5 protein-coding genes are annotated in these 11191 nt (G+C 43.5%); 4 read left to right on the top strand and 1 reads right to left on the bottom strand.

The annotated features are described in order from the left end of the window. Window positions 1–7: 7 nt before the first annotated feature. A complete protein-coding gene (locus QUA44_RS03155) occupies window positions 8–898 on the top strand; it encodes an alpha/beta fold hydrolase (protein ID WP_333248210.1) in 891 nt (296 codons plus the stop codon). Between the two features lie 606 nt (window positions 899–1504). On the opposite strand, the gene QUA44_RS03160 is transcribed toward QUA44_RS03155, so the two are convergent. After that, the gene (locus QUA44_RS03160) at window positions 1505–2386 is read right to left on the bottom strand and encodes a Cof-type HAD-IIB family hydrolase (protein ID WP_333248212.1); all 882 of its coding nucleotides are present in this window, start codon (window positions 2384–2386) and stop codon (window positions 1505–1507) included. Window positions 2387–2743: 357 nt separating this feature from the next. Between QUA44_RS03160 and QUA44_RS03165 the strand changes: the two genes are divergently transcribed. The 3 genes from QUA44_RS03165 (at window position 2744) to QUA44_RS03175 (ending at window position 10980) form a co-directional block, all read left to right on the top strand. Further along, on the top strand, window positions 2744–8272 hold the full coding sequence (locus QUA44_RS03165; RefSeq protein ID WP_333248214.1) for an ATP-binding sensor histidine kinase: 5529 nt from the start codon (window positions 2744–2746) through the stop codon (window positions 8270–8272). Between the two features lie 48 nt (window positions 8273–8320). Then, window positions 8321–9733 (top strand): adenylate/guanylate cyclase domain-containing protein, encoded by a 1413-nt coding sequence (locus QUA44_RS03170; protein ID WP_333248216.1) that lies wholly within the window; start codon window positions 8321–8323, stop codon window positions 9731–9733. 113 nt (window positions 9734–9846) lie between these two features. After that, a complete protein-coding gene (locus QUA44_RS03175) occupies window positions 9847–10980 on the top strand; it encodes a heparan-alpha-glucosaminide N-acetyltransferase domain-containing protein (RefSeq protein WP_333248218.1) in 1134 nt (377 codons plus the stop codon). The last annotated feature ends 211 nt before the right edge of the window (window positions 10981–11191 follow it).

Here is an 11191-nt window from a genome sequence, read left to right on the forward strand (position 1 = left end):
AATAGCCGTGACTGCACAACAATTAGTATCTGCAACGAGTTTTGAAAAGCTAATTTGGACTTGGAAAGGTCACAAAATCCAATATACCGTCCAAGGAACCGGCCGCCCTCTGATCTTGATTCACGGATTTGGGGCTTCGATCGGACATTGGCGACAAAATATCCCCGCACTCGCGGCGGGGGGCTACCGGGTATTTGCGCTGGACTTGCTGGGATTCGGTGCTTCCGCCAAACCGGCGCTTGATTATACGCTGGAATTGTGGGAAGAATTGCTGACAGATTTCTGGACAGAATTGGTACAGGAACCGGCGGTATTTGTCGGAAATTCGATCGGCGCTTTGCTGAGTTTGATGGTAGTCGCCAACCATCCAGAAATATCAGCCGGCGGTGTCTTAATCAACTGTGCCGGCGGACTCAACCACCGGCCGGACGAACTAAATTTCCCGCTGCGAGTAGTGATGGGGACTTTTACTAAATTAGTGCGATCGCCCCTGATCGGCCCGTTTGTCTTCAACAACATCCGCCAAAAACACCGCATCCGCAACACCCTGCGCCAAGTCTACGGGAACCGCGAAGCCATCACCGACGAACTCGTAGAACTCCTCCACGCCCCCTCCTGCGAGCCCGGAGCTCAACAAGTGTTTGCCTCGATTCTCACGGCCCCTCCAGGCCCTCAACCGTCAGAATTGCTGCCCAAAGTCGATCGTCCGTTATTGGTACTTTGGGGCGCAGACGACCCCTGGACGCCGATCGCCGGCAGCCAGATTTATCAACAATTGGCCGCCAATGATAAACCAGTGAAATTTGTGTCAATTCCCAACACAGGCCACTGTCCCCACGACGAGCGGCCGAGTGAAGTCAACGCTCTGATTTTGGACTGGATGCTGGAATTGAAGTAAAATTTTTTCTGCTCAAGGCAACCCTTGGGCGATCGAGTCAAACCCATGGAGTGCAAAAGTTTTGCCTCGCTCCACCGCACCGACACCCCGGCAACAGCCGACTCAAAAAACAATTTTTGTAAAAAGTATTGACACAATTTACTGAGTCAGCTATATTGATGGACGTGTGAGGAGCGAACCAGAAGAAGCACCGAGACGAAACACGGCCAGTCGTCGGTGCTTTTTCTGTTGAAACCCATTTTTAAGAGTTTGAAATTATCTATAAATTCACATCCAGAAGATCTGTAAGCCCGCCCCGCTTTCTTCAATTCTTCCTACCCTACCCTTCGGGAACCCCTGCGGGGAACGGGAACGGCTTCGCCGAACGCGTTCTTAGCGTCTTCGCGGTTCGTTAAATAAATATTCTGATGTTGCAAAAAAAGTAATTGACTGCACTTGATCTCGAAAAATCCGAAAGTGTGGATTTTTTTTAATCATCAAAATTTGATTGCAGAAAACTCAAAACTAGAGAGTTATATAATAAATTGTCGCTGGGTCGGGGCGGGTTGATATACATTTTTTCCAAATGTCCCTAAACCCGCCCCTGCGGTATTGGTGCTACAAATATCAACGATCGCCCAAAACAAATTGTTCGATCGCAGCCGCCACCCCATCTTCCTCAACATCCGGCGCCACCCAATCAGCACCAGCCTTCACCCCATCAGGAGCATTGCCCATTGCCACGCCCACACCCGCGTAGGCAATCATTTCTACATCATTAAAATTGTCGCCGATCGCCATCACGTTCGCCGCCTGCAAACCCAAAAGTTCCTCCGCTAAATACTGCACCGCATCTCCCTTATTCGCCAAAGGATGCGTAGCTTCAAAAAAAGTAGCAACGGATCGAGTCAAATAAAGCTCCGCAGGCGTGTAGCGCTGCCGCATACTGCTGAGCAAGCCGTCGAGTACCCCCGGATTCTCGCACAAAGCCAAAACTTTCGTCGGTTCCCCCGGAAGATCTCGCCGCAAATCTTTAATCACAATTGGTTCAATGCCTGATCGTTCGGCATAAATTCGGGTAGCTGCGGTAATTTCCGGCACGTAAAGTTGGTCGTCAATGTAGAAATTGATCGAAAGCAGCGATCGCAAATGCGGTTCTTCAAAATGGTCTAACAGTTGCAGAGCAGTTTGTTTCGACAGCGGCAAGTGCCGCAGCCGTTTTTGAGTAGCGTGATCTTGAATCCATGCCCCCTGGTAGCAAATCAGTGGCAATGTTGAGCCGATGTCACGATGAAAACGCAAAGCTGAGCGGTACATCCTGCCCGTAGCGACGGCCACTTTCACTCCCCGCGACTCGGCAGCCAAAATTGCCTGCTTGACTGGTTCTCGGATGGTATTTGACAAACCTGCGATCGTGCCGTCTATATCCACTACCAGCAATTGAATGTCTGCGGTGTCAAAAGGGCGATCGGTCGCATTAGCTGGATTTGAGGCAGTTATATTCTGCATGATTTTTTTAGATTTTAGCTGTTGATTTGCACGCACCCGTTTATTTTGGCACTGGCGGGATAACAAAGTGCCACTTCTGATTTTTTGAAGACTAAAATATAGATAACTAAATAAGCGACAAAAAAAGTATCCAGGAGGACTCTTTAGGGATGGATTTAGCTAAGCTATATAATAATAGCCAGTTTACTGCCGTAAAAACCGCACTCGACAGGTGATGTGTATTTTCACTTACTTAATAATACTTGTGGCAAAAAAGAATGTAACTGTAGGTCAGAGCCAAAGCCTTATGTCATCAATCCTTCCCAATCTAACCTTTAAAATTGTCTAACCGGCTCTTTCAAATTACCCCCAACTATCATGATTTCTATTCCGGGATACCGCATTGACGGAGAACTTTATACAAACTCTCACACAGTTATTTATCGAGGCCAGCAGCTTGAGGAACAAAAACCCGTTATTCTCAAAACTCTCACGCCACCATACCCTACCCCAGCGCAAATATCCCAACTGCTGCACGAATCCGAAATTCTTAAAAATTTAAATTTCCCCGGAATAGTCAAGCTTTACAAAATAGAAACATACAATCACTTTCCGGTTTTAGTTTTAGAAGATTTTGGTGGTATTTCCCTAAAAGACTTTCTCAGCAACAACCAGCTAGAGTTACCACAATTTCTGCATATTGGCATCAAACTAGCAGAAACTCTTGGGCAACTCCACGAACACCACATCATCCATAAGGATATTAAACCCAGCAATATTATTGTCAATATCGAGACAGGAGATGTCAAGATTGCTGATTTTGCGATCGCCTCCCTGCTACCGGGCGAAAACCCCGCCCCCAGCCATCCCCATTTACTCGAAGGCACCCTCGCCTATATGTCGCCAGAACAAACTGGCCGCATGAATCGGGCGATCGACTACCGCACCGATTTTTATTCTTTAGGCGTCACCTTTTATGAGATGCTTTGTGGCGAATTGCCTTTTAAGGCGATCGATCCCATGGAATTAGTACACTGCCATATTGCCAAAACGCCAGTTTCTCCTTGTGAAAACAGAAAGCAAAAAGTAGAAAGCAAAACCATCGAAGGCAGAATCAATCAAGTAGGAACCAAGGAGATTCCTCAAGTCGTTTCCGATATCGTCATAAAACTCTTAGCAAAAACAGCCGAAGACAGGTATCAAAGTGCTTTCGGACTTTTGTACGACTTGGAAAATTGTCTCGATCAACTGCAAACTACAGGCGAAATTTCCCACATAACCCTCGGCGAGCAAGATCAGTCAAGTCACCTGCAAATTTCCCAAAAATTTTACGGGCGAGAAGCAGAAGTTAATATGCTTCTCAGTATCTTCCAGCGGATGAGGCGAGGCAATACAGAAATCGTGCTAATTTCTGGTTGTGCAGGCGTGGGAAAATCTTCGTTAGTATATGAAGTTTACAAGCCGATTCGGCGGGAAAATGGGTATTTTATTGACAGCAAATTTGAGCAATTTAAGCGCGATATTCCCTACGCTTTTTTGCTCCAAGCTTTTCAAGATTTGTTGCGGCAAATCTTCACCGAAAATGCCGCCGAAATCCATGTTTGGAAACAAAAAATTTTACAAGCAATCGGCGGCAACTGCCAAGTAATTATTGAAGCTATTCCCGAATTAGAACTGATTGTTGGGCCGCAGCCCCCCGTGCCCGATTTAGGAGCAAATGAATCTCAAAATCGCTTTAATTTAGTATTTCAAAACTTCATTCGCGTCTTTGCTCAAAAAGAACACCCCTTAGTAATTTTCCTGGACGACTTGCAGTGGGTCGATTCAGCATCTCTCAAGTTAATAGAACTGCTAGCAACGGACATGGGAACTCAATATTTATTAATAATTGGAGCTTATAGAGAGCAAGAAGTAGATGCAAATCATCCTCTAATGCTGACCGCCGAAGCAATGAAAAAAGCAGGCGGCACTGTAAGGGCGATCGCCCTTTCGCCTTTAGATATAAGCAGCGTCAACCAATTCGTTGCCGATACTTTGAACTGCGCCCTCGAAAAATCCCTAAGTTTAGCAGAATTGCTTTTGCGAAAAACCGCTGGAAATCCATTCTTTTTAACTCAATTAATAAAATTTATTTACTCGAAAACTTTGATTCAATTTAAACTTTCACCCTCTAATAATGTGATCGAGCTAGCTGAACCTAACCTGTCGGGCTTAGCGCAACCAATCTCAGAGCCAATGGTGAAAAAATGCCATATCACAGGCGAGTGGCAGTGGGATATCGAACAAATACAAGAAATGGGAATAACTGACAATGTTGTAGAATTAATGATAGATAATATTCAGAAACTTTCAGAAAATACTCAAGAACTGCTTAAATTAGCCGCTTGTATCGGGAACAAATTTGATTTAGAAATTCTCTCGACAATCGCCGAAAAACCTCTGGCGTCCGCAGCAACAGACCTCGGCGAGGCACTTCAGTCCGGTCTGATTTTGCTCGTGAATAACGTCTACAAAATTCCGCTTACACTAGCAGCAAGCACAGAAGTAACAGACACAATATCTAGAGACTTTACCGATGAATTGTCCATACCAGTGGCTGAGGTTCCTAGCGCTACTTACCAATTTTTGCACGAGCGAGTGCAGCAAGCAGCTTATGCTTTAATCTCCGATTATCAAAAACAAGAAATTCATCTCAAAATAGGCAAGTTTTTACTACGGAATGCACCGCCAGAGCAATTAGAAGAGCATATTTTTGATACTGTAAACCAACTAAATTCAGCCAAAGAAATCATCAGCAGCCAATTAGAACAATTTCAATTATGCCAATTAAATTTAATGGCAGGCCGCAAAGCAAAAGCAAGTGCAGCTTACGAACTTGCCCTCAAATATTTAACCGCAGGTATTGAACTGCTGCCCCCGGAAAGTTGGGAAACTGACTACGAGTTGACTCTTGCACTCTACGAGTCAGCAGCAGAAGCTGCTTACCTCAATACTGACTTTGAACCAATGGAAAAATGGGCGAGAATTGTCCTGCAACACGCAAAAAATGAACTAGACAAAATTAAAGTGTTTGAAATCAGAATCATAGCTTGTGCGATGCAAGCCAAACTCCAAGAATCGGTAAAAATTGGTCGCGAAGCACTAAAAATGTTAGGAATCAACTTTCCAGAATCGCCGATTCCCCTCCACATTCAGCAAGCACTGGCTAAAACAGCAGCTTATTTAACAGACAAACAAATAGAAGATTTAATTAACTTGCCGATTATGACAAACCCGCACAAGCTAGCAACTATGCGCGTGCTTTCCAGTATGTTTTCAGCTACATTTATAGTTGAACCTGTGCTGCTGCCGCTGATTGTGTGCGAGCAAGTGAATTTATCTATTAATTACGGAAACTCTACTTTTTCTGCCTTCGGCTATGCTAATTACGGAGCAGTTTTAAAAGGAATAGTTAGAGATATTGAATCTGGCGATCGCTTTGGTCAATTAGCTTTAAATTTGAGCGATAGATTAAATGCGTTAGAATTCAAAAGCAAAACGCTTAATTTAGTAGCATTCATTTTGATGAACGGCAAGCATCACGTTAAAGACTCTTTGCCGCTATTAGAGGACGCCTATCAAAGCGCGCTAGAAAATGGGGATTTAGAATGTGTTGGATATGCAGCGGTAAATATTTGTCAGTCTTTGTATTTCATCGGTCAAGAATTGCCACAACTGGAACGGAGAATGGTAATTTACAACCATTTGCTGTTTCAACTCAAGCAAGAAACTGTCTTGAATTGGAATCAAATATATCGGCACACTATTTTACAATTGATGGGAAAATTGGCAAGTCCACACCTTGTGCTAGGTGAAGCATACAGCGAAGAAAAATTGTTGTCGCTGCTGTTGAAAGCTAACGATCGGGTGGGACTACAGCACTTTTATTTGCAAAAATTAATAGTAGCGTATTTATTTGGAGATACCGCTACAGCGCTAGAAAATGCGGCGCAAGCCGAAGAATATTTAGACGGAGTTGCAGGCTTTATTAATGTTTCTGAATACCAGTTTTACGATTCTCTAGCCCGCCTAGCAGCCTATCCATCTGCCACAAATGAGGAACAAGAAGATCATATTTTTTACGCTGTCAGTAACCGGAAAAAACTGCAACAAAAAGCGCTTTCTGCGCCCATGAATTTTCAGCACAAATGCGACTTACTTACGGCAGAAAAAGCGCGCGTTTTGGGCAATGTTGTGAGAGCAATGGAATATTACGATCGCGCAATTGAAGGAGCCGAAAAAAACGGATACATACAAATACAAGCACTAGCCGCAGAATTGGCAGGAGCATTTTATCTATCCATAGGACGAGAAAAAAATGCTACAACTTACTTGACAGAAGCGCGTTATTGCTATCAGCGCTGGGGAGCAACAGCCAAAGCAGCGCATTTAGAATCAAAATACTCGCACTTGCTAACTTCAGGCTCAATTTCAACTAATATTGAAACTCACAAATCTACCAGCAGCGCTTCCACCACCAACGACAGTGCAGGCGTGCTAGACTTGACCACAGCAGTTAAAGCATCGCAAACCTTAGCCGGCGAAATAGTTCTAGACAAACTGCTGGCAAAAATGATGAAAATTGTTATTGAAAATGCGGGGGCGCAAACAGGCTTTTTAATACTAGAAAAAGAGGGTCAATGGGTGATTGAAGCATCAGGCTCTGTAGATGTCGATCGCGTTGCTGTCATGCAATCAATTCCGATAGATTTTGTAGGCGACGATCGAGAAGTAACTTTGCTGGCAGTTGCAGTTGTGAATTACGTCGCCCGCACCCAGGAAAGTATAGTTTTAAACGATGCCAGCCGCGAAGGGCAATTTACTCGCACACCCTATATAACGACCGTTCAACCTAAATCAATTCTTTGCACTCCGTTAATTAATCAAGGCCAACTCACTGGCATTCTATATTTAGAAAACAATCTGACTACAGGCGCTTTTACACAAGACAGGTTAGAAATATTAAAACTGCTGTCTTCTCAAATTTCTATCTCCATCGAAAATGCCCAACTTTACGCAAACTTGCACCAATTCAATCAGAATCTCGAAAATTTAGTACAGCAGCGTACCTCCGAACTCTCCCAAACTTTAGAAGACTTAAAATCAGCTCAAAATAAACTGGTAGAATCGGAAAAAATGGCTGCCCTCGGAGGGTTGGTTGCAGGTGTGGCCCACGAAATCAATACTCCCATCGGTATCGGCATCACCGCCGCCTCCCTGCTCGCTGAAAAAGCCACAAAATTTTTTGAGCTTTACACCAACGGTCAAATAAAACGTTCCGAGTTAGAAAAGTTTCTGGATACCGCCATGCAAAGCAGTAATATGATCTTATCTAACCTCACGCGGGCAGCCGACTTAATTCACAGTTTTAAAGAAGTAGCTGTGGATCAGTCGAGCGAGTTAAAACGCACGTTTAATGTTAAAAACTATCTAGAGGAAATTTTGACATCCTTAACAGCCAAACTAAAAAGAACTAAGCACAAAATAGAGATTAAGTGTGATGAAAATATTGTAGTGGACAGTTACCCCGGCGTAGTGTGTCAAATTGTGACAAATCTGGTGTTGAATTCCCTAATTCACGCCTACGATGGAGAGGACGAAGGAGTTCTGGCTTTTTATTTCAAACTAGAGGGCGATCGGCTAATATTTGAATATGCCGATAATGGTAAAGGAATTGACCCAGAAAATCTCAGTAAAATTTTTGAACCGTTTTTTACCACCAAAAGAGGTCAGGGAGGCACGGGATTGGGACTGCACATTATTTATAACCTTGTTACTCAAAAACTAAAAGGCACAATTAGCTGCACAAGTCAAGTAAATAAAGGCACAAGATTTATGATTGAATTTCCCGCTAAAATGAGCAATTAGTTATTAGACCGCCAACATGGATATAAGTTTTATATAGGAGAACGATATATGTCAGAAGCTAGTAAAAACCTGTTGGCTGCGGGCGATGACGAATTAATCGCGACGGGCGACGATGAATTAATATTTGCCGAGGAAGACGAGGCGGAACAAAAACCACTAGAAGAAAGTTGGAAAATATTAATTGTAGATGATGAAATAGAAATTCACAATATTACTAAACTAGCGTTGAATGATTTTAAGTTTGAAGGGAAAAGCATAACATTTATTAGCGCTTATTCAGGAAAAGAAGCTAAAGAAATAATCCAAGATAATTACGACATAGCATTAATTTTGCTTGATGTAGTTATGGAAACAGAAGAAGCCGGCTTGGAAGTAGTTAAATACATCCGCGATATTTTAAATAATCAAATTGTGCGAATTATTTTACGCACTGGACAGCCCGGACAAGTACCAGAAGATGTAGTAATTGTCAGCTACGATATCAATGATTACAAAACCAAAACAGAACTTACTAATAAAAAATTATTTACTACAGTAGTCACCGCACTGAGAGCATTTAGATCACTCAATCAAATCGAGTCCAGCAAAAGCGAGCTCGAAAAAATAGCCGCCGCATCAGCCCGTTTTGTACCCCGTGAATTTTTGAAATTTCTCAAAAGAGAAAGCATCGTTGATGCCAGACTAGGAGACTCTGTACAAGCAGAAATGACGATTATGTTTGCCGATATTCGCTCATTTACAAGTCTGTCAGAAAGTATGTCTCCCCGAGAAAACTTTGAATTTCTTAACTCTTACTTAAGCCGAGTTGGCCCAGTTATCCGCGAGTACAACGGTTTTATAGATAAATATATTGGTGACGGGATTATGGCTTTGTTTCCTAACAGGGCTGAAGATGCTGTGCAAGCAGCAATTGAGATGCAGCAGCAAGTAAAAATTTATAACAGACACAGGCAAAACAGTGGCTATCAACCTATTTCGATAGGGATTGGCTTGCATACGGGAACTTTAATGTTAGGTACGATTGGCGAAGCGGAACGAATGGAAAGTACGGTGATTTCTGATGCAGTTAATTTAGCTTCCCGCGTGGAAGGATTGACAAAGCTTTATGGAGTTTCTATTGTAGCTAGCGTCCAAACCCTTTGCCGGATAGACGATCCTCAACATTACAAGTGCCGGTTTCTCGATCGCGTTCAAGTAAAAGGAAAACAAACACCTGTTGCTGTATTTGAAATTTATGATGGCGACTCGCCGACAATGATCGAACTAAAAGCACAAACTCAAACTTATTTTGAACAGGGAATTTTTTTTCACTACCAGCAACAATTCGCGCAAGCAAGGCAAATGTTTTTGCGCGTTTTGCAAGTCAATAAGTATGATAAGGCAGCATCTTTTTATGCAGAACGCTGCGATATGTTGATGAAAAATGCAGTCATTATGACTCTGGAAGGAATAGAGATATAGGTAATGGGGCATTGGGCATTGGGCATTGGGTATTGGGCATTGGGTATTGGGCATTGGGCATCAGCTAAGATAGTGAACAGTGAACAGTGAACAGTGAACAAATAACTTAATTTATGCGCTTCAAATCCCTTGATGTTTTTCGCGGAATTGCGATCGCCTCGATGATTCTAGTCAACAACCCCGGCAGTTGGAAACAGGTGTATCCGCCGCTAGATCACGCAGAATGGCACGGCTGTACGCCCACAGACTTGGTATTTCCGTTTTTCCTGTTCATCGTGGGCTGCGCGATGTCTTTCTCGCTGTCAAAATATACTCAAACTACTACAAAAATAGAAACAAATATTTACTGGCGAATTGCGCGCCGCGCCACGATTTTATTTATATTAGGATTGCTGCTAAATACATCTTCGATCGCCCTTGACGTACTTCTCAACAGCGCCCCGATTGAAAACTTCGGTAAAATCCGCATTATGGGAGTATTGCAGCGCATCGGCTTAGCGTATGCAATTAGTGCGATCGCGATTCTCAACCTTTCCCCCCGCAATCAAAAACTGCTCGCGATTGCCGTGCTTTTGGGCTATTGGGGCGCATTACTCGTATTTGCTGTAGGGGGGTACAGCGCCTACGAACTCACGCCGGAAGGATATTTAGGTGGATATGTCGATCGGCTAATTCTCGGCAGCCAACACCTGTACAAAGGAGGCCCCTTCGATCCTGAAGGATTGTTGAGCACATTACCCGCAGTTGTAACCGTCCTGATCGGCTACTTTACAGGGGAATGGTTGCGCGTGCAGCCAATTAAAACCCGCACCAGTATCAACTTAGCAATCTGCGGCCTCAGTTGCGTGATAATCGGCCATTTGTGGGGATTTTTATTTCCGATCAACAAACAACTGTGGACGAGTTCCTATGTAGTTTTTACCGCAGGTTGGGCGTTGCTATTGCTAGCAGCTTGCTACGAAACAATAGAAGTGCGGAATTGGAAATGGGGGCGGCTTTTTGAAATCATGGGAGTGAATGCTATTTTCCTATTTGTCGCCTCTGGAATTGTCGCCAGAATATTGTTGAAAACTCATATTGGTAGCGGCGAAAATGCTCCAACTACCTACACTTGGATTTACGAAAACTGGTTTGTGCCGTGGGCTGGGCTGCTGAACGGTTCTTTAGCATTTGCCGTGACAGCGGTATTGTGTTGGTGGTTGATTTTGTATGGAATGTACCGCCGAGGTTGGGCGATCAAAATCTGAGTAGTCAAAAATAAGTAATATCAATTCCGGTTGCACTCATACATGAGTGTTGAGTGTTGAGTGTTGAGTGTTGAGTGTTGAGTGTTGAGTGTTGACTCGATTTTATTATTCCGATGCAACCGGAAACGATATAACTGTAGTTTAGACTAAAAAATGAGCACAGCTAGAAGTAGCCACCTTTGAATCTCAGGCAAGCTGTTGCTCAAAAACT

The sequence above is a fragment of the Microcoleus sp. N9_A2 genome (genome assembly GCF_036701775.1).
GTDB lineage: Bacteria > Cyanobacteriota > Cyanobacteriia > Cyanobacteriales > Microcoleaceae > Microcoleus.

Coding starts and splice junctions, on each gene's coding strand:
- QUA44_RS03160 (WP_333248212.1), bottom strand. CDS start 2,386: ATGCAGAATATAACTGCCTCAAATCCAGCTAATGCGACCGATCGCCCT.
- QUA44_RS03165 (WP_333248214.1), top strand. CDS start 2,744: ATGATTTCTATTCCGGGATACCGCATTGACGGAGAACTTTATACAAAC.
- QUA44_RS03170 (WP_333248216.1), top strand. CDS start 8,321: ATGTCAGAAGCTAGTAAAAACCTGTTGGCTGCGGGCGATGACGAATTA.
- QUA44_RS03175 (WP_333248218.1), top strand. CDS start 9,847: ATGCGCTTCAAATCCCTTGATGTTTTTCGCGGAATTGCGATCGCCTCG.